Annotated in this window: 16 protein-coding genes and 1 pseudogene; 11 read left to right on the top strand and 6 right to left on the bottom strand. The window is 44.9% G+C overall.

Annotated features, from left to right (window positions below; all coding sequences use genetic code 11):
• The first annotated feature begins 191 nt into the window (after positions 1-191).
• Together FJD32_RS09015 and FJD32_RS09010 are read left to right on the top strand one after the other, a co-directional pair.
• Positions 192-3,445: pseudogene (locus FJD32_RS09015) on the top strand (DUF748 domain-containing protein).
• Positions 3,446-3,662: 217 nt separating this feature from the next.
• Positions 3,663-4,019: a glutathione S-transferase N-terminal domain-containing protein gene (locus FJD32_RS09010; RefSeq protein WP_037419649.1), complete on the top strand. Its 357-nt coding sequence runs from the start codon at positions 3,663-3,665 to the stop codon at positions 4,017-4,019.
• A 30-nt stretch (positions 4,020-4,049) separates the two neighbouring features.
• On the opposite strand, the gene FJD32_RS09005 is transcribed toward FJD32_RS09010, so the two are convergent.
• Positions 4,050-4,739, bottom strand: a complete 690-nt coding sequence (locus tag FJD32_RS09005; protein ID WP_181159907.1) for an energy-coupling factor ABC transporter permease — start codon at positions 4,737-4,739, stop codon at positions 4,050-4,052.
• A gap of 212 nt (positions 4,740-4,951) precedes the next feature.
• On the opposite strand from FJD32_RS09005, the gene FJD32_RS09000 reads away from it, so the two are divergent.
• Positions 4,952-5,416 carry a hypothetical protein gene (locus FJD32_RS09000; protein ID WP_037419646.1) on the top strand — a complete coding sequence of 155 codons (465 nt, stop codon included), beginning with the start codon at positions 4,952-4,954 and terminating at the stop codon, positions 5,414-5,416.
• Between the two features lie 117 nt (positions 5,417-5,533).
• Here FJD32_RS09000 and FJD32_RS08995 read toward each other — a convergent pair whose 3' ends face one another.
• Genes FJD32_RS08995 through FJD32_RS08980 form a run of 4 tightly spaced genes read right to left on the bottom strand, consistent with a single transcriptional unit; the run spans position 5,534 to position 10,870 of the window.
• The gene (locus FJD32_RS08995; protein WP_037419644.1) at positions 5,534-5,713 is read right to left on the bottom strand and encodes a Trm112 family protein; all 180 of its coding nucleotides are present in this window, start codon (positions 5,711-5,713) and stop codon (positions 5,534-5,536) included.
• Positions 5,703-6,710: a tetraacyldisaccharide 4'-kinase gene (gene lpxK, locus FJD32_RS08990; protein WP_140907880.1), complete on the bottom strand. Its 1,008-nt coding sequence runs from the start codon at positions 6,708-6,710 to the stop codon at positions 5,703-5,705. The genes FJD32_RS08995 and lpxK overlap by 11 nt, the downstream gene beginning before the upstream one ends.
• Complete coding sequence (gene msbA / locus FJD32_RS08985; protein ID WP_037419637.1) at positions 6,711-8,516, bottom strand: lipid A export permease/ATP-binding protein MsbA; 1,806 nt, start codon at positions 8,514-8,516, stop codon at positions 6,711-6,713.
• A gap of 32 nt (positions 8,517-8,548) precedes the next feature.
• Positions 8,549-10,870, bottom strand: a complete 2,322-nt coding sequence (locus tag FJD32_RS08980; RefSeq protein ID WP_069455179.1) for a DNA internalization-related competence protein ComEC/Rec2 — start codon at positions 10,868-10,870, stop codon at positions 8,549-8,551.
• A 32-nt stretch (positions 10,871-10,902) separates the two neighbouring features.
• Here FJD32_RS08980 and FJD32_RS08975 point away from each other — a divergent pair, with 32 nt between their 5' ends.
• The 6 genes from FJD32_RS08975 to FJD32_RS08950 all read left to right on the top strand — a co-directional run bounded on the left by FJD32_RS08975 (position 10,903) and on the right by FJD32_RS08950 (position 14,960).
• Positions 10,903-11,412: a DUF2062 domain-containing protein gene (locus FJD32_RS08975; protein ID WP_037419631.1), complete on the top strand. Its 510-nt coding sequence runs from the start codon at positions 10,903-10,905 to the stop codon at positions 11,410-11,412.
• Between the two features lie 288 nt (positions 11,413-11,700).
• Positions 11,701-12,876 carry an NnrS family protein gene (locus tag FJD32_RS08970; RefSeq protein WP_140907879.1) on the top strand — a complete coding sequence of 392 codons (1,176 nt, stop codon included), beginning with the start codon at positions 11,701-11,703 and terminating at the stop codon, positions 12,874-12,876.
• Between the two features lie 152 nt (positions 12,877-13,028).
• Positions 13,029-13,433, top strand: a complete 405-nt coding sequence (locus tag FJD32_RS08965) for a phosphate-starvation-inducible PsiE family protein (RefSeq protein ID WP_011623180.1) — start codon at positions 13,029-13,031, stop codon at positions 13,431-13,433.
• Positions 13,434-13,583: 150 nt separating this feature from the next.
• Positions 13,584-13,886: a PilZ domain-containing protein gene (locus FJD32_RS08960; protein WP_037419625.1), complete on the top strand. Its 303-nt coding sequence runs from the start codon at positions 13,584-13,586 to the stop codon at positions 13,884-13,886.
• A gap of 77 nt (positions 13,887-13,963) precedes the next feature.
• Positions 13,964-14,632 carry an AAA family ATPase gene (locus FJD32_RS08955; protein ID WP_011623182.1) on the top strand — a complete coding sequence of 223 codons (669 nt, stop codon included), beginning with the start codon at positions 13,964-13,966 and terminating at the stop codon, positions 14,630-14,632.
• Entirely contained in the window at positions 14,619-14,960 is a 342-nt protein-coding gene (locus FJD32_RS08950; protein ID WP_140907878.1) for a replication protein RepA, read from the top strand. Before FJD32_RS08955 ends, FJD32_RS08950 begins: the two co-directional genes overlap by 14 nt.
• 110 nt (positions 14,961-15,070) lie before the next feature.
• On the opposite strand, the gene FJD32_RS08945 is transcribed toward FJD32_RS08950, so the two are convergent.
• A complete protein-coding gene (locus tag FJD32_RS08945; RefSeq protein WP_037419620.1) occupies positions 15,071-15,322 on the bottom strand; it encodes a YecH family metal-binding protein in 252 nt (83 codons plus the stop codon).
• 128 nt (positions 15,323-15,450) lie between these two features.
• Between FJD32_RS08945 and FJD32_RS08940 the strand changes: the two genes are divergently transcribed.
• Positions 15,451-17,133, top strand: a complete 1,683-nt coding sequence (locus FJD32_RS08940; RefSeq protein ID WP_037419617.1) for a sensor histidine kinase — start codon at positions 15,451-15,453, stop codon at positions 17,131-17,133.
• Positions 17,130-17,840, top strand: a complete 711-nt coding sequence (gene btsR / locus FJD32_RS08935) for a two-component system response regulator BtsR (protein WP_037427280.1) — start codon at positions 17,130-17,132, stop codon at positions 17,838-17,840. The genes FJD32_RS08940 and btsR overlap by 4 nt, the downstream gene beginning before the upstream one ends.
• Positions 17,841-17,871: the final 31 nt, after the last annotated feature.

The raw sequence follows: 17,871 nt of genomic DNA, 5'->3' as shown, positions 1-17,871 counted from the left end.
ATGTTACCCTCGTAAAGCGAGGGTTATGAGTTAACATACATTCTGACTCACATTGGTTGCCATACGGTAACACTCAGATTTAATTGACAAAACACCAAAAAAATCATGCAGAGATAAGCATTATTCGCTAGAATAACCACATTTATTGATAGATTTCGCGCCAGCGTGCGTATTGGAGCATTAATCTGACTATGCTAACTCAACTATCACGGTTAAAACTCGTGTTTTTTAGTCGCCCCCGATACCAACGAGTTCTCGTCTATTTAACCATTACCTACTTAAGTTACCTTATCGCCCTCGGATTAATACTCCCCAAGGCTATCGTCGCCTTCGCCCCAGAGAAGCTTTCACAGCTATTAGGACGTCCGGTCAGTTTACAGGGTATGCATATCAATCCTTTTAACTACCGCGTCAATATCGACCAGCTCGCCGTTAAAGAGAAAGATAATCGGGATTTTGCCGGATTAGCACAGCTCCAATTTGAGGTGCATTTTTGGCAGTCTATATTCAATCAAGCCTTAGTGATTGATCATATTCAGTTGCAAACGCCCTTTGCTCATATCCAACGGTTTAAAACTCATGGGGCAACTCAGTTTAACTTTGACGACATCGTTACCACCCTCAACCAAGCTAAAACCGCCAGCAAACCAGACACGAGTGCTGAACAAACACGCCCTTTGCGCATCATCTTAGGTGAGTTAACCGTCAGTGCAGCCCAGTTCAAATTTGATGACAAGATAACCAAGGCGCAAATTGATTACCCCAATATCAACTTCAAACTCAGTCAATTAGATACTGAATACCTGATGTTACCTAATCCTGCTAGCGTAGCTAAGACGTCATCAACCAAAGATGCGGTGACAAACAATGCCGTTCCAGCAACAACTACGGCGAATACTACTCCAGCAACATCGGCGACAAATGCCACTACGACTATCGTGCATAACCAATTTGTCGCCCAGTTGCAGGATGCCCACGCAGGTGAAGTGAGCCTTGCCGGACAATTTCAGCTCTTTCCCTTTAAGCTCGTCGGGGATGTACAGCTTGCCAAACTCAAACTTGTGCCGCTCTGGCAATTTGTTGCCGATCAATTCAATGTCAAATTGGGGACAGGTGAGCTCAGTATCAACGCCCATTACCAAGTCGATTTACCCGAACAAGGTGAATTACAACTCACTGCCGAACGTGGGCAAGTGATTGTTGAAAAAGTGAATTTGCTCAATGGTGATCAATCGGTTATCACCTTACCACTACTGGCTGTAGATGGGATCAGCGCTAATCTGGCCAAGCAGCGGGTCAATATTAAGCAAATCCACACTGAAGGCTTAAGTCTTAAGGCTAAGCTAGATGAACAAGGTATTGATTTAGTTCAACTATTAATGCCAAAATCTATGGCTGCCAGCACTGATACCGGAACGCCAAACTCGCCTGCAGAAGCGCAAACAGCAGAAGCGTCAGCTGAAACGAACACGTCAGCCGGATCGCCTTCACAAGCAACGTCGGATAAGAGTGTTACTGAACAGCAAGATGCCTGGTTAGTGACACTGGGCGGACTGAATGTCGAAAACTATGATATTCAGCTTGAGGAGCACAAACTCAGCAAAACGGCGCAGCAATGGCGAATCTATCCATTAGATTTTGCGACTGAAACCATAGTGAGCGATTTAAAAGCCCCGATTGAATACCAACTCTCCTTTGGACTAAACGATAAAGGCCATTTTACCTCCAAGGGGCAAGTCGATGTCCTTGGGCAAGCCATCAGCGCTAACCTCAAAGTGGAGCAGTTGGCCTTAGCCCAATTTCAACCTTACCTTGAGCCCTATGTCAATATGCAGCTAAAAAGCGGCCTATTCAGTAGCGATGGCGAGGTTCATGCCGATGGCAAAGGCAAAGCCATTTATCAAGGTAACGTTGAGCTGGATGATTTGAATATCCTCGACAGCATCCGCAAAGCGCCATTGGTGAAATGGCAAAAAATGCATATTAATCAGCTCGATTTTGACCAGCAACAGAATCAAATCAAGATTGATCATTTAAGTTTTGAGCAACCTTATGCCAAGGTTGTTATCGCGAAGGATCGTACAACCAATATCAGCAATCTGATTATTGAACAGCAAGCCATTACCGAGCCTAAAGTCACTGGACAAATGGCGCAAACTGGCATTCAAGCCGAAATCAGCACCAATACAGTTGCACCATCCCAAACCGAAGCTAAAAAGCCCGAGTTAAGCTTAGATATTCAAAAAATTAGCTTTAACCAAGGATCAGCATTTTTTGCCGATAATTCGCTAACACCTAACTTTGCCTCAGGCATCGAGCAGCTAGAAGGTATATCAGTCACCTATCCTCCAAGCCGGGTACTAAGGCATCTGTCGATATTAAAGGCAAAATTGACCGCTATGCACCAGTGACATTAAAGGGGGATATTAATCCCTTGTTAGATAAACCTTATCTTGATTTAGACTTGGTTTTTAAGAGTGTTGAGCTGACGTCAGTAAACCCATACTCTGGCACCTATGCGGGCTATTACATTGATAAAGGGCAATTATCGTTAGCACTTAACTACAAACTTGAGCAAAACCAACTCAAGGGCAGCAACCATTTAGTCATTAATCAACTCAAACTGGGGAAACGCAGTAACAGTGATTTAGCCACCAGTTTACCCGTAACGTTAGCGATTGCATTATTGCAGGATCGCCATGGCGTAATTGACCTAGGAATGGAAGTTTCTGGCGATCTAGACTCACCCAGCTTTAGTGTTGGCAGCATCATCATGACAGCCATTACCAATGTGATTACTAAAGCCGTCACTGCCCCCTTCTCTTTCCTTGCAGGTCTCATTGGCGCTGATGATACCTTAGATAAAATCCCCTTTAATCCCGGGCAATTTACCCTCACTTCCCGTGAGCAAGAAAGCCTAGATAAGCTCGCCAAAGGATTAGAGGATAGACCCATGCTACAGCTCAGTCTTGAGGGCAGTGTCGATGCAATAAACGATAGCCAAGCAATTAGCGAGCGTATGATGAAACGCAAGCTGGCTGCCTTAGCGAATATTCAGCTGACGGAATTGCCGGCAGATCTCAGCCCGAGTCAGTTTCCGACTCAAGGACCTCTAGCCGATGCCCTTCTCAAACTCTATGAGCAGGAAGTTAAAGCCAATCCTGATGATGTGAAAGACAATATTATTGCTGAAACCAAAGATACACCACTGAGTAAAGAGGAACTGACCACCCGATGGCATATCGCGCTTTATAACCTTTCGCTAAAAGCGCAAACGGTCGGTCAAGACAGGTTGGGAGATTTAGCGCAGGAGAGAGCGAAATCAGTCAAGGCCTACCTTGTTGATAGCAAGGGCATCGCACCTGAACGCATTTTCCTACTCGAAAGTCGCGTCACCCTCAATCAAGATGCTGCCCAAGTGAATATGAGCATCGAAGCTAAATAACGCGTTGTACAAGACCATAGAGAATCAAATGCCCAGTATTCACTGGGCATTTTTATTGGTTGATTAAGGTAGCGCCCCCTCGTTCTATTACTTGGCCTAAAACATCCATTAGGTTAAACTCTGCGGCTTTATGCGAGCGGAATCACATTCCGCGCGTCAATCCCCTTTCGCACAGCCAATATTGCGGCGCGCTAAAACACTTTTACTCGAGGTAGTTATGTTCATTATTCGCTGGATTTTAGGCCGGATCATTTTGTTGCTTAACTTTGTGTTCGCCCCAAAGAAACTCAAACGCCCATCAGCAGAACAACAAAAAATCGATGCGCAAACTCAAGCACTGGCGCTATATCAGTACAATGCTTGTCCTTTCTGCGTAAAAGTGCGCCGAGCTATGCGCCGTCAAGGGCTGAATATCCAAACCTTGGATGCAAAAAAATCCCCACATAAAGACGAGCTCATCGCCCAAGGTGGCAAGCAACAAGTGCCCTGTTTACGTATTGAAGACAATGGTCAAGTGCAATGGCTATATGAATCTAAGGATATCATCAGCTACTTAGAACAACGTTTTGCCTAGCACAACAATGCGCGCCCCACGGCGCGCTTTTCATTTACGCCACAAGTACTCACGGTCAGAATAATCAAACAACCATTGGGGTTGATACACCACCAACAGCGTCACCGCCATGCCGTTGAGCAACGCCTCAGGAAAGGCTAATAACGGGATTAACATCAGATAGTTATCAACTAACATGCTCCAGTCATAATCCGCCGACAACCAAAGCCAAAATGCCCAACTAAATTGATGAAAAAACGTCGATAATCCTGCATTAATAAAGGCGCCAACAAAAATAAACACAAAAAGATGCTTAGGAAATAAATGGTAACTGCGGCTGTAAAGCATAAACGCACAGAATAACGGGAGGGCTATTGCAAACAAGCCAAATGCACCAAACTCACCAGGCTGCTTTAGGACAAATATGCTGAAAAACGCACTTGGGAGGAGTAAGGCAACCGTCGCTAAGCGCCAACCAAACATCAATAGACAAGTGACTATCCCTAGAAAATGTAAATGAATTCCGACTTGAATACTGGCATTGAGGAGCCATAAGGTATTTACCGCAATCAGCGTTAACAACAACCGCCATTGCAAGCCTTTATCCTTAACAACCTGCAGTAACTCTTCCTTAGGCCAAATAGCATAAATCCAAAGTCCCAGCAGTAGCAGGCTTAAACCTTGTAATGGGCTGATATTCCAGTCTATTTCAGCAAATCGCTTGGCCCAAAAATCCAGCATCAGTAAGGCTCCGGAGTAGATGCCCATTCAACCTATCGCGACAAGTTTCAGAGCAGATTCAAGTTGTTTCGGTATTAGGGTGATTAACCAACCTATTCGGGCGAATAAACTTCTTTACCAGTATATCGCGAATAAAACCGATAATTGCATGATATTGAGCGACATATTAAGGTATTCTTCGCTAAGTAAATCATCTAAGAGTAATCCTTGATATGCCATTGAGATCGATAAGCCTGACATTATTGAGCTGCTTAACATTACTCGCTTGCAGCAGCGCTCCGATAGACCCCTCTGAATTTGCAGGTAAATTTAAAGACAAACTCACCACTGATATCCGCGCAGATGGCCTTAAACTCTTTACCTATCAGGCAGGTTTTGCGGAGGAATACTCACCAAGAGATGTCACCGAACGCCCCTTCCCCCACGAAGAACGTATGCGTCAAGTCGCGCAAGATCCCCGCGAGCAGCGTCGTTTATACCAACAACAAGCGGATGCACTCGATATCTGGGGCAGACAAGTTGAATTGGGACTCGAGAAAACCTTAGAAATGACAGGTTACTGCCGCGAAGGTTACTTTGAGTTGAGCCGAATAATAGAATCAGGACGGGGAGAAATACGTGGTGAATGTAAAGAAGGCGCCACTGAGGAAGATAAACAAAAGTTTGTGCGCTTTTAAGTCATGAAAAGGGCGAGATGATCGCCCTGTTCTCTACACTTATGCACGGCGGTGTCGCAAGTACACGACTTAGCTCAAACCGTTAAGTTCAATAACGCTGAGTTTTATGCCTAAAAATCAAACTGCTTCATTTAACGGTAAGGCACGATTTTCCAATAACACTGGGATGCCATCGGTAATGGGATAAGCTAATTTGTCCGCTTTACAAATCAATTGCTGCGCCGCCTTATCGTACTCCAACTTTCCTTTACATACTGGACAAGCAACGATATCTAACAGTTTTTTATCAAACGCCATGGGATTTTCCTTTTTTAGCTGCAGCCACAGAGCGTAATCGGCTCAGCAACTGTTGATCAAATTGTGGCGATAGCTTGGCATCGACAGCCAAATACCACCAGTTTTCTTGTGCAAAATCGCGACATTTAACCGCATCTTTTTCAGTCATCATCAAGGGGCGAGATGCTGCAAGCTCGCATAACACGTGTTTATCGTAGGCTTGGTGGTCATCAAAACCATGGGATAACGCGAGTTGAAAACCTTGCTGCGTTAAGGTTTCAAAAAAACGCGCCGGATGACCAATACCCGCCATTGCCACCACGGGCTGGGTCGGATCAAACACGGCCTCAGCCTTAGGATTTACCGGCAACACCGCACTTGGACTCAGCTGCATCTCATATTGATTCGCCTGCGCGGGTCCACTATTGACCACCACAAAATCCACTTGATTAAGACGCCAAGCACCTTCCCGTAGTGGGCCTGCTGGAAGCAAATGACGATTCCCTAAACCGCGCTTTCCATCAATCACCACCACCTCAATATCACGGCCGAGGGCGTAATGTTGCAAGCCATCGTCACAGATAATGACATCCACGGCAAACTGCGCCAGCAAGGTTTTTGCGGTATCAACACGTTTAGGGCCCACCACCATAGGCACACCAGTACGCGCCACAATCATAGCTGGCTCATCGCCCACATCAGTTGCAGCATCCTTTACGCTAACGACTTTTACCCCTTGGATATCCGCACCATAACCACGGCTGATCACACCCGGATTAAACCCCTGTTGACGCAGCAGTTCAATCAAATAGATGACTGTGGGGGTTTTACCACTACCGCCAACGGTAATATTGCCCACCACGATCACGGGGACTGGCAGTGTGGTTTGTGATTTAATCCCTAAGCGAAATAAACCACGGCGAATTGCGGTAATAAGCGCAAACAACGCAGAAAAAGGCAGTAAGAGCCACCGTAATGGGTGGCCTTGATACCAAATTTTATTCACTAACGCCTGCATTTAGCTACCAAACTGCATTTGGTATAACTTGGCATACATGCCGCCAAGTTCGAGTAGAGATTTGTGGGTGCCACGCTCAACGATGCGACCTTGATCGACTACTAAAATTTGATCGGCACTTTCAATCGTTGATAAACGGTGAGCAATCACAACCGAGGTGCGGTTTTGGCGCAAATTGTCTAATCCCTGCTGAATCGCTTTCTCAGATTCAGTATCAAGGGCCGATGTCGCTTCATCCAGAATAAGCACTGGTGCATCACGTAACATTGCCCGCGCAATCGCAATCCGTTGCCTCTGACCGCCTGACAATAGCACGCCGTTTTCACCGACTTGGGTATCTAAGCCATCGGGCAATTGCTCAATAAATTCCATCGCATGAGCTAAGGTCGCCGCCTCAATAATCTGCTCGCGGGTGACTTCGCCCGGATAGGCATAGGCGATATTATTGGCAATAGTATCGTTAAACAGTGTCACTTGCTGCGATACCAAAGCCACTTGACTACGTAATGATTTCAATGAGTAATCATAAATACTCACATCATCAAGCAGAATATCGCCAGACGCTAGTCCGGTGTAAAAACGAGTCACCAAGCTTGCAATCGTCGACTTCCCCGACCCAGAGCGCCCGACTAAGGCTAAGGTTTGCCCTTGGGACACTTCAAAGTCAATTTTATCTAAAGCGCGGCGCTCCTGGCCTTCGTAACTAAAGGAAACATTATCAAAACGTAAGTTGCCCTTAGCACGCTTGACGGTATAAGTACCAGTATCCGATTCTGGCAAAGTGTCTAACAGTTCAAATACTGTGGTGCACGCTGCAATACCACGTTGAAATTCGGCATTCACACGCGTGAGGTTTTTGATGGGTTGCAGCATGGCCATCATCGCGCCCAGAATCGTCGCGAAGGTACCTGCGGTCAAATCGGCTTTCATGCTATCTAGGCTCGCCGCATACAGCACAAAGGCCAAGGCAAAGGAGCCAATCACCATGATAAGCGGCTGGCTGATAGCCTGTGCGATCGCAAGTTTCATATTTTGATGACGGTTTCTGTCATTAATTTTGGCAAACCGAGCCGTTTCTGTTTCTTGTCCACCAAAGGCCAGTACGTTTTTATGACCTTTGATCATCTGCTCGGTCGCGGCACTGACATCCCCCATCGCCGTTTGGATTTGTTTCGACACCTTACGGAAGCGGCGACTCACAATAGTCATCACTAATCCCATAATCGGACCTATCACTAAAATACACAGTGAAAGCTTCCAAGAGTTATAAAACATCAATCCCAGCATACCGATAACGGTCACACCGTCACGAACAATCGAAATCAAGGCGCTGCCCGATGCACGGGCAATTTGCTCGGTATCGAAGGTCACTTTTGAAATTAAATTGCCCGTGTTTTCCTTATCCATGTAACTCACGGGTAAACTTAGATAATGTTGAAAAACTTGCTGGCGCATATCCATAATTAACCTAGCGCTCATATAAGAAATGCCGTAGGTGGATACGAAGTTTGCAAAGCCGCGCAGGGAGAACATTAAAATAACCACGATAGGCGCCATTAATAGCACTTGGTTATCGGCATGAAAGCCTTGGTTCGTGGGGAGTGCAATACCGTTACTTATCGCTGGTGTACTGCTGGAAAACCCTTTATCGATAAAAGGGCCAATAAAAGAAATAAAAGCCGCATCGACAAGCCCATACACAATAAGGCCAGCAACTGAAAGCAAAAACATGCCCTTCATCGGTTTGAGATAGGCCAGTAATCGCTTGAATACGGTCCACATTTCGTCTTTAGGATATGCTGTCATTGGTAACACTAAATTATGGCAAAGTGCTCATTCTACTCTGGATTAATCAAGTCACCAAATCTAAACAAGCGGTTATACCAAAATGGAGCTAAATCTTGCCGATAGGTTTTTACGTCGAGTCGCCCTTGTTCAAAAGTAACGCTAATTTGTCCTTCAATCCCGGTGGTTAAGTGGTTTATCTGCAAAGCTTGGTAGCGGGCAACGACATCGGCTTTAGGAAAGCCATAACGATTATTCAACCCCGCTGGAAAAAGTACTAACTCCGGTGCCACCCTTTCAATAAATGCCAGCGTAGATGAGGTGCGGCTTCCATGGTGTGGAGCAATAAGCACCTGACTTTTAAGTATAAAGCCCGCTTGCACTCGCTCAATCAATATACTCTCTGTTTCCTTTTCAATATCACCGCTCAGTAATAGACTTTGCTGACCATCATCAATCCGCAGCACACAAGAAGCATTATTGCCACCCGCCTGGGTTTGTGGGGAAATAAAGCGTAAGGTAAGTTGTTGCCAATCAATCTGTTGTGGCAAACAAGGCTGAGCATTTAAGTGGTCAACATCAGTAATCCATTTTGCCTGAGGATACGCTTTTGCCAGTACTTGAGCGCCTCCAGCATGGTCGTTATCGCCGTGGCTGATCACAATAAAATCGATATCAGTTAATCCTCGAGTATTAAGAAAAGGGATAATCACACGGTCACTGTAGCTAAAATCATCGCCAAATGCGGCGCCCGTATCATAGATAAGTGCCCTATCATCCTTTTCAACCACCACGGCTAATCCTTGCCCTACATCAAGTAAATGTAGTGTCCATTGAGTGGTTTTCGATGCTGTAATGCGCTGAAAAACAGACAATGCCAGAGGAAGAAACAGTAACCCTATCAATAAATGCCAGTGCCAATATTGGCGCCGATGAGGAACATATCGCCACAGAATCAACGCAAAAAGTGTGCACAGGCCGCCTGCTAATAATGTCTCGGAAACCACATGCCAATGGGCGGGTAAATCGACGCTGAGTTCGAGTAACTTGCCGTAGGGTAATAGTGCTAAATCCGCCAAATTGAATAATCCCAGCCACGATTGCCCCAAAAATGTACCTAACCACCAGATGATAAAAGCCAGCATCGATAGCGGAATGACGATAAGACTAAACCAAGGCACCACCAGCATATTCATCCACAAACTATGGATACTCACACCACCAAAAAAGATGGCTTGCAGCAGTCCCAATATCAGGCTTAAGCGCCATTGTATTGACCAAAACTGTATGACTCTGACTCGCGACTTGGCTAAAAAAGTTGTTTTACTATCAACAGACTGTGTAAATTTGGCACTTTCTAAGGTATATAAAATGATCGCCAAAGCACAAAAAGAGAGCCAAAATCCAGCACTCAAACAAGCGAGAGGATCAATGAGTAACACCACAAATAAGGCAAACAGCAAACGGTCCCATGCGCTTGAGTAGCGTCTTAATAAACTCAACAGCATAACCAATAAAATCATCACTAACGCCCGCTGTGTTGACACTGCAAAACCGGCTAAATAGCTATAAAATAGAGCACTCACTCCTGCTAAAATGAGCGCAATAACTATATTTCGTCGACTTGGATGCGGCGCCAAACGCGTAAGGAAAAACAAAGCGCAAGCATAGACCCAAGCGGTGATCACCGATAAATGTAATCCCGATATCGCCACCAGATGGCCCGTGCCCGTTTGCCTTAGCGCCTGCCACTTAGTTTGCGAGATAAGTTGTTTATCCCCGAGGATTAACGCCAGCAGAATATCCCCCTGTGTTAACGCAGATAACTTTGGAGCAAGTCGTGTGATTAAGTGATGTCTTAACGAAAAACGCTCAGCTTGAAGTCTTGCATGCATAACGCGGCCTTTACCGACAATATGCTGACTAATCAATTGCTTTTGTTCGTTATATCCTCCTTGATTGAGAACACTGGATATACTTTTAGGCATAAAAGTGAAATCCCAAACTTGCCCAACTTGCAGTGTCGCCTCGGATTGCCAGGTTAAACGCAACTTAGCCGTTGGCCCAAAGATTAAATTTGGTTTATCGACAACAATATCGAAGCTAACCCAGTCGCTGTTTTGACTAACTAGTGATATGATTTCGCCCCTCACCTGTATAGGCTGTTGGGATAAAGGAAGATCCTGCCGAGATAACACTAAGCAAAATCCTGTTAGCCAGAACATCGCAAAGAGTGTGCCAGATAAGCTTGGTGCTTTTTTGAATAAGATAAGAGCCCCAAAGCAAAAGTAGGGTAGATAAGTAATTGGCGGCAGCGAAGGCCATAACATCGCTGACAGTAAGGTGGCACTAAAGCCAAACATGAATCCATTCATAGTGAATTAAGTTAAGACAGCAATTTCAGCCTATGCCAAAAAAATTAATAAAAAGATTTATGCCTAAGCCTGAAACCCTGCGTGAGCACAAACACCTACGCATTTTCGGTCGCTTATTACACAATCCTAATCTTTGGGCGCTTAATCGACGCTCAGCACCGGGGGCCTTTGCCATAGGCTTGTTTGTCGCTTGGATCCCAATGCCTTTTCAGATGGTGGTCGCCGCGGCCTTTGCAATCCTTTTTAATGTCAATATTCCCGTTTCCGTCGCTTTAGTCTGGATCACCAATCCACTTACGATGCCAGTTATGTTTTATGGGGCTTATTTATTAGGTGCAAAAATTCTGGGCCACGCACCGCAGGAATTTGCCTTTGAGGCAAGCTGGCAATGGATAGAAGCCTCATTAGCCACAATTGGGCCAGCATTCCTACTAGGTTGCCTAGTATTAGGGATCGTGTTTTCCACTGTAGGATATTTAATGATCAGTAACCTCTGGAAATACTCGATCATGTTTAAGTGGCAAAAGCGTAAGACCAAATAAATGCGGCTTGCAGACACAATGGCTTAACTTGTTTTATGTTAGAGAAATTAACTTTCCTAATTGAACAAGTTAAGCATTAACACCTTTTTAGCGTTTGCATCCCTGTATTTCCTTTACGTCCTCTATTGCAATTTATTCTTACCTTATCAATAGATTAAACCACGGCGATAAGACTATCTTTATCCCTTCACCCGGACACTTACTTACAAGCTACTCATAAGTAGATATATACATTCATTTAATTTGCAGCTTAAAATACTTTTCGTGTTTCACTACTACGCTGTCACTATGTTGAATATTGATGAACCTGCACATTTACAACCTAAACTACCGCTTTTCCGCTTAGGTTTTAGACCTTTCTTCTTATTTGCGAGTCTATTTAGTCTATTAAGTTTAGGGATCTGGGGAGGATTTCTTTCCGGTCTGTCATTACTTCCTAACAACATCAATCCTTTATGGTGGCATGGTCATGAAATGATTTTTGGGTTTGCCTGTGCCGTCGTCGCAGGTTTTTTACTCACCGCAGTGCAAAACTGGACAGGGCAACCTGGGTTGAAAGGCTTACCTCTTATAGGGCTATTTACGGTCTGGTTACTACCAAGGCTTTTATTTATATTGCCGCTAGATATTCCGTTTGTGGCGATCATGATCATCGACTTGATGTTTTTACCCTTAACCGCAGTTGCATTATCAATATCTGTGGTTAAAGTACGCCAATGGCGTAACTTTGTGTTTATCCCTATTCTCAGTTTACTCACGCTTTTTAATGGATTTAGCTATTACGGTTTAATAACTAATCAATTACAGTGGGCTAATAATGGTCTTTATGCAGCAGTCATCCTTGTTGGGGTAATTGTTGCTCTGCTTGGTGGTAGAGTGATCCCATTCTTTACTGAGCGCGCCACCCAATGGCAAAGACACTCCGCCATTCCCGTACTGGAGTGGTTAAGTTTTGCCAGCCTATTAACGCTTGTTGCGAGTCTCTTTTTACCGCAGATAATATTACTGACGCGCGCTCTGGCTGGTATTGCGGGTCTGGTATTGTTACTACGTTGGTCTCGTTGGGGATGGCAGGCAAGTTGGTCTGTGCCGCTGTTATGGTCACTGCATTTAAGTTACTTATGTATTCCCATTGGTTTGATACTGATTGCTACAGGACTACCACTTTCCGTAGGAATGCATGCCATTACTGTTGGAGGACTTGGCGGCATGATCCTCGCAATGATGTCGAGGGTATCGCTAGGCCATACCGGCAGACAACTAAAACCCGCTAGGCCAATGACACTGGCTTTTGGGTTAATGTTACTGGCTACAGTGTTCCGTGTCTTAGCGGGTTTACCCAGTGCATGGTTTATTGAATTAATGCTCGCAGCCATTATTTGTTGGATGCTAGCTTTTGGGTGTTTCTGTTACTACTACGCACCAATGCTTTGTCGCGTCAGAGCCGATGGACGGCCAGGCTAAGCAAGGTGACTCGAGAAAACTCATGGCGCGATGCCTTTAGCAGACAACCAATTACTATCTTGTGAATTGAGTCACAGAGAATCGCGTCTCTTTTCCCTAACTAAAGTATTTTTACTGTTACTATTTACAAAAATATTGAGTAGGGAGTACCCATGCCATTTTATCGTCAATATGGTGCCAAAGGCTTAAAAGCAGTTGAGCATCTCGTCTTAATCATCATAGCAATAGCGACTGTGGTTGCTATTGGTCAAGAAATTGTCCATGTATTTAATGTCGGCGCAGTCGCCCTTGCCGATCTGTTGTTATTGTTTATTTATCTCGAAGTACTGGCCATGGTTGCTAATTATGCAGAATCGGGAAAATTGCCCGTGCGCATGCCGCTGTATATTGCCATTGTTGCCCTTGCACGTTATTTGATCTTAGATATGAAGAGTATGGATGACTGGCGCATCGCCGCAATTTCGCTTTCAACTTTGATCCTTGCGGCAACGGTCATCGTGATCCGTTGGGGCCAATTAAAAATGCCCTATCCTAAAAATCAAGAATACGATAACTAATTACTACTGGGCGCCATTGCCAACCAAGCTCAATGGCGCCATTCTTTACCTGCAAAATCCTTCCAAATCCCTCGCTTTCAGATTGGTATTCTGCCAAAAAGCAATTATGCTAGTTTTACTGAGATCAATTATTTACGGGACAATTGAGTTATGGGTGAACATCCAGTTGGATTTGAAGAAAAACGCAGCTCACTTCGAGTAGATATGGAAGCTGAACGCGTGCTCTTGCATTGGACTGATAAGAATGGCGTTGAACATACGGACGAAGGCGTATGTATCGATTTAGCCCGCAGAGGCATTCTGTTTGATTATAAAAACCCATTTGAACTCGGTGAATTAGTTAACGTGACATTCAATCCAGAAACATCCCGACAAAATAGCGTAAAAGGCCAAGTTTGCCGCTGCTCTAAACGTCATGATCAAAGTTATCATGTCGCGATGCAATTGCTTTAATTTCAATCTAGCTACGCAGGGTCGATTGAGCTGTTCTACACTGAATTAGTTGAACTATTCGTACAAAGGACATTGCTATGATATTGCTGGTGGGGGGAGAGAAAGGTGGCAGTGGCAAGAGTTGCCTCGCGCAAAATCTTGCGGTTTATATAAAGCAAAAATTTGCCGCCAATGTACTAATGGTAGACTGCGATCCCCAACGTACAACATCCGATTGGATCCAAGCTCGAAACAACGACCCTAGCCTCCCTGCAATCAATTGTATTCAGCTCTACGGCAAAATACGTAACGATCTGCTCAGTCTTAATGAACGCTTCGACTACGTCATTGTTGACTGTGGCGGTCAAGATAACCTTGCCATGCGCGCCGCCATGTCGGTAGCCACTTACGTAGTTATCCCACTTAGACCCAAACGTCGCGATCTTAAAACCTTACCCCATATGGAAGATATGCTCAGCACCTGTAAGATGGTTAATCCCAAAATGGTGGCAACCATTGTGCTAACCCAATGTCCCGCTTTGCCCACCCAAGTAAAGCGTATTTTAGAGGCCAAAGAAGTGGTCCAATCCTTTGGATTACGCGTACTCAATTCGGTGACTTTTTGCCGAAATATCTACGATGACAGTGAGGAAAAAGGATCGTCCGTAATGGAAATTGAGCCAGATGGGAAAGCGGCCGACGAGATCCGCGCCATAGTGGATGAGCTGTTCACCTTACCACCAGAAAATAGTTATGAGCTTAACTGATCTTAAACGCAAGAAACCAAAACAAGTTATCAAAACGGTTTCTATTGAGGATTTTATCGAAGATGCCAATAACTATGCTTTAGGTAAAGCGAGTATTTTAGCGGTGCCTCCCGCAGAGCCAAAAGGCTTAGATAAAAAGTCAGCCAAAATTTATCGCCATGCCACCTTTACCTTAACGGAAACCAGAATTACCCAATTAGATGGGCTCGCTAAAGGAACTAAAATCGCCAAATCACGCTTATTGCGGATCTTGATTGATGAATTCTGTCAAAAAACGATTGCAGAACAGCTTGAAGTGGTAAATAAAAGTAAGCAGGATGAGCATTAATCTTTATGAGTATCAAGGTAAACCAATCCGCTGCTCACCTTTTCTTTAACAGCAAGTTATGGCCTATGACCCCAAGCTATTGCGCGGCTCATAGACCAGATTAGCCATACTTAATGATGAGAATGATGACACTGCCGCCCAGCAACAAGGGCGAGCCCTTGCGCTGATTCTGCCATTTTCCCTTTACTCAACAACAAAAAAATTAACTCCTCCGCAGTAAGGTTTTCGGCACTACAAGTGTGATAACGCGCTGCTTCACCAAAGGTTTCAGTCATCAGAGCAATAAACTGAGGCTTTAAAACGGGATGAGCTTGCGCTACCATCAGCGCCATAACGTCATGACCGTGAACAGAATCGGACATAGTCTCTCCAAAAGATGCAAATAAGATTAGGCTTTATAACCGAACTGTTGAATTTTAACCCTGATCTCGCGCACATACTGCCAATGTCAATAACTGCGCTGACCGCTGTGACGATAAAGTGAGCCACTATGTCCTTGATCTTGCTACTGACCCAACAGATGTCACTCTATTTAGTGATTGTTTATTTAGTCAGTAAAACACCACTTTTTAAACTGTTTGCAGAAACATCACCGCGTCTACCTCATAAAATATTTATTTATCTGGTTTTTTCTAGCTTTTGTATCATGGCGACCTATTTTGGTGAGCAAACTTCAGGGGCCATTGCCAATACTCGCGCCATGGGTGCCGTGCTAGGCGGTTTACTCGGCGGTCCTGTCACCGGATTTTTAGTCGGATTCACTGGCGGTTTACACCGCTACAGCATGGGTGGCTTTACCGATTTAGCCTGCGCGATTTCAACCACTCTCGAAGGACTCTCCGCGGGAATGATCAGTTTTTACCTACGCCGCGCGGGTAAGAGTGAACTTATCTACAATCCGCTCTTAGTCTGTTTGGTGACCTTTTACGCCGAAATGATGCAAATGAGCATTATTTTGCTGATTGCACGCCCGTTTGATGCCGCATGGGAATTAGTGCGACAGATAGCTCCGCCTATGCTGTTGGTTAATTCCATTGGCGCAGCGCTGTTTATGAGCATGATCCGCGACCAAAAAACCATGTTTGACAAGCTCTCCTCTAGTTTCTCAACCAAGGCGCTTAAAATTGCCGAGCGCAGTGTTGGGCTGCTTTCTAAGGGGTTTAACGAAGAAAGCAGCGGCAAGGTCGCGCAAATTGTCATTGAAGAAACCAATGTGGGTGCTGTTGCCATTACGGACAGAGAAAAACTTTTGGCCTTTATCGGTATTGGTGCCGACCATCATATCCCTGGAACACCGATTTCCTCAAAAATCACCCTTGAGGCCATAAACCAAAACAAGGTGATGTTCGCCGATGGGGTGGAGATGCCCTATTCCTGCTCGATTTCGAGCCAGTGTAAACTCGGTTCGAGCCTTGTGATCCCACTTCGCAGCGACACCGAAGTCATTGGCACCATCAAGTTATACGAGCCAAAAAATAAACTATTTTTGAACATTAACCGCACCTTAGGGGAAGGGATTGCTCGGCTATTGTCGAACCAGATCCTCTACGGCCGTTTTGAACAGCAGCAAAACCTGCTCACCCAAGCGGAATTAAAATTACTGCAAGCTCAAGTGAATCCACACTTTTTATTCAACGCTCTCAATACCATCAGTGCGATTATTAAGCGCGATCCCGATATGTCGAAGCAACTGTTGCAGCAGTTGTCACAATTTTTGCGGATCAATTTAAAACGTACAACGGGTTTAGTGACACTCGGGGATGAGCTCGATCACATAGCGTCTTATCTCACTATTGAGAAAGCGAGATTTATTGATAAATTACAGGTCAACATTGCTATACCTGAATCACTTTACCACTGTAAAGTGCCTGCATTTACCCTACAACCCATCATTGAGAATGCGGTAAAACATGGCACCTCCCATATGATTGAGCAAGGACAAATCAAGGTCACGGGACGTATGGATGACCATATATTAGCCCTTGAGGTGACAGATAACGCCGGCCTTTATCAACCCTCAATCGATTCTGAGGGATTGGGGATGAATTTAGTTCATAAACGGATACAAAATCTGTTTGGCGAACAGTATGGCATCCAAGTTGAATGCAAGCCGGATGAATACACCAAGGTGACCATCCGCTTACCCATAGAACAGACGGAAACTAGCACGTGATCACTTGTTTGATTGTCGATGATGAATTGTTTGCCCGCGAGGAGCTTGCGGATTTGCTCGGCCAAGAAGCCGACATTGAGATTATTGGCCAATGCAGCAACGCCATAGAAGCATTGCAAACCATTGCCAAAGAAAAGCCTCAATTAGTTTTTCTCGACATCCAAATGCCGCGTATTTCAGGCATGGAACTGATTGCTATGCTCGATCCCGACACCTTACCTAAAATCGTGTTTGTCACTGCATTTGATGAATTTGCCGTCAAAGCCTTTGATAATCATGCCTTTGATTATTTACTTAAGCCAATAGATGCTGATCGACTCAGCCAAACCCTAAAACGTGTTCGTAAGGACCTCACTCCGCAAGCCGTTAATCTGATCGCGCCTCGATGCCTCGAGCACCTACCCTGTTACAGCGGTAGTAAATTAAAAGTGATCCCCATTCAAGATGTTGAGTATGTTTTTAGTGATTTAAGCGGTATTCATGTCGCCTGTACCAAGGGCAAAGTCCATACCCAACTTACCCTTAAAGTGCTGGAAGAAAAAACACCGCTAGTGCGTTGCCATCGCCAATATCTGATTTCACCCAAAGCCATTGCCGAAATAGAGCTGCTCGATACTGGCGCCGAAGTCACGACTCTGCTTGGCGACAAAGTGCCCGTTTCTCGCCGTTATTTAAAAAGTCTTAAGCAATTGTTCGGCTTCCAATAGCCCCATTGTTAACCACTAATGCGCGTATCTA

It is taken from the genome of Shewanella sp. LC6 (genome assembly GCF_006385735.2).
In the GTDB taxonomy this organism is placed as follows: domain Bacteria; phylum Pseudomonadota; class Gammaproteobacteria; order Enterobacterales; family Shewanellaceae; genus Shewanella; species Shewanella xiamenensis.
Note: the sequence above shows the minus strand (reverse complement) of the source record. Positions and strands in the feature narration are given on the sequence as shown.

Coding starts and splice junctions, on each gene's coding strand:
- FJD32_RS09010 (WP_037419649.1), top strand. CDS start 3,663: ATGTTCATTATTCGCTGGATTTTAGGCCGGATCATTTTGTTGCTTAAC.
- FJD32_RS09005 (WP_181159907.1), bottom strand. CDS start 4,739: ATGCTGGATTTTTGGGCCAAGCGATTTGCTGAAATAGACTGGAATATC.
- FJD32_RS09000 (WP_037419646.1), top strand. CDS start 4,952: ATGCCATTGAGATCGATAAGCCTGACATTATTGAGCTGCTTAACATTA.
- FJD32_RS08995 (WP_037419644.1), bottom strand. CDS start 5,713: ATGGCGTTTGATAAAAAACTGTTAGATATCGTTGCTTGTCCAGTATGT.
- lpxK (WP_140907880.1), bottom strand. CDS start 6,710: ATGCAGGCGTTAGTGAATAAAATTTGGTATCAAGGCCACCCATTACGG.
- msbA (WP_037419637.1), bottom strand. CDS start 8,516: ATGACAGCATATCCTAAAGACGAAATGTGGACCGTATTCAAGCGATTA.
- FJD32_RS08980 (WP_069455179.1), bottom strand. CDS start 10,870: ATGAATGGATTCATGTTTGGCTTTAGTGCCACCTTACTGTCAGCGATG.
- FJD32_RS08975 (WP_037419631.1), top strand. CDS start 10,903: ATGCCAAAAAAATTAATAAAAAGATTTATGCCTAAGCCTGAAACCCTG.
- FJD32_RS08970 (WP_140907879.1), top strand. CDS start 11,701: ATGTTGAATATTGATGAACCTGCACATTTACAACCTAAACTACCGCTT.
- FJD32_RS08965 (WP_011623180.1), top strand. CDS start 13,029: ATGCCATTTTATCGTCAATATGGTGCCAAAGGCTTAAAAGCAGTTGAG.
- FJD32_RS08960 (WP_037419625.1), top strand. CDS start 13,584: ATGGGTGAACATCCAGTTGGATTTGAAGAAAAACGCAGCTCACTTCGA.
- FJD32_RS08955 (WP_011623182.1), top strand. CDS start 13,964: ATGATATTGCTGGTGGGGGGAGAGAAAGGTGGCAGTGGCAAGAGTTGC.
- FJD32_RS08950 (WP_140907878.1), top strand. CDS start 14,619: ATGAGCTTAACTGATCTTAAACGCAAGAAACCAAAACAAGTTATCAAA.
- FJD32_RS08945 (WP_037419620.1), bottom strand. CDS start 15,322: ATGTCCGATTCTGTTCACGGTCATGACGTTATGGCGCTGATGGTAGCG.
- FJD32_RS08940 (WP_037419617.1), top strand. CDS start 15,451: ATGTCCTTGATCTTGCTACTGACCCAACAGATGTCACTCTATTTAGTG.